The following is a 1,280-nucleotide window of genomic DNA, read 5'->3' on the forward strand; positions in this document are numbered from 1 at the left end:
TATTAATGCTTGTATTGACGTTAACATTATCCCTTTAAAAGTTTGTGAAAAAACAATACCAAATGACTTGATATCTCCTGCTAATCTATCTACATTATTTTTGAAATGATTAACTTGTGTTTCAACATTTCGAAACAATCGTTGTAATTTGAAAGCAGACGTAGTATCAGCATCAATTTTTATTGTTTTCTTTTTGGGCATTATCCTCAAAGATTGTGTAACTTTTTTTAATTTAATCAATGCCTTTGTAATATGTGCGTCAACATTAATATTTCTATTGTTAGATAATCTATATAAATTTTGAGTTACCTTTTTTATGTTGTATTGAGCTTTTTTCACTTTTGCGTCTATGTCTATTTCTTTTCGAGGAGGGATGGTAGTAAGTATCCCTTTAGCTCTAGTTAACTTTTTTTGTAGCTTTCTTAAATCAGCAGTAACATCTACATTTATTTCATTAGGTACTGAAGTTTTTGCCAATCGTTGTGCTTTTCTGATATTACGCTCAAAGTTTCTAATAACTGCATATATTTTAGCCACAAAATTACTTTCCATTTTCACCCTCCTTTGTGACTTGTATTTCTATTTTTCAATGAACTTACAAGTTTACTTGTCCCTCTCATAGCTCTTGCTCTTTCCCGTTTATTTTGAGCAAGTTTTTGCTTACGTTTTAACTCATATTTGTCCTCTTCGCCTCGAACAATGTACCTTTCACGTTCAAGTTGATTTTGTAGTTTAGTTAATCTTTTACCAGCTTGGATCATGCCATTTGCTTGCGCCATAAATAGCATGGTTTCTTTTTGATCTATCAGAGCCTGACGTCTCCCGATAATCCAATCATTCCATATATGTGGAACCAAATTCATAAGTTCATCTTCCGAAAGATAACCTATATATTGGCTTGTCAGTTGTCTTACCTCTGAATAATTTAGTAAGGTAGTTCTCCCATGATTTCTTTGTAGCTGTTTTTCAACATTTCGATTCCGTGTTTCGTCGACTCTTTTTCTTCTTCTTTGACCATCGGTATAGATTGATTCATTTGTGACCAATAAGCACGTGATTTCTGCTTGAAAAAACCACTATTATTCATCATGTCCAACGCACCTTGTAACAGTTCGATAGTGTCATCTTTTTCTTCAATAACTTTCATCAATGCATCTTCAATATCTTCACGTTTAGGCGCTTTTTTACCTAAATATGCAGTAGCACATTCCCAAAAATCAGCAATTGATTTTGTATCTCTAGATAAAATACCGTTATAAATTGCATTAAACCCTGGTACT

At 32.7% G+C, this 1,280-nt stretch carries 2 protein-coding genes and 1 pseudogene; all 3 read right to left on the reverse strand.

All coding sequences use genetic code 11. The features are described from left to right. A pseudogene (locus ACF91D_RS30385) lies at positions 1-552 on the reverse strand (hypothetical protein); the annotation flags it as partial. Positions 553-554: 2 nt separating this feature from the next. Next, entirely contained in the window at positions 555-863 is a 309-nt protein-coding gene (locus tag ACF91D_RS30390) for a hypothetical protein (RefSeq protein WP_392438469.1), read from the reverse strand. 62 nt (positions 864-925) lie between these two features. Then, positions 926-1,280: tail assembly chaperone (locus ACF91D_RS30395; RefSeq protein WP_392438470.1), on the reverse strand; the 355-nt coding region annotated here is incomplete at its 5' end.

Source organism: Staphylococcus sp. 231237_7MaSpsaltlick (genome assembly GCF_043107035.1).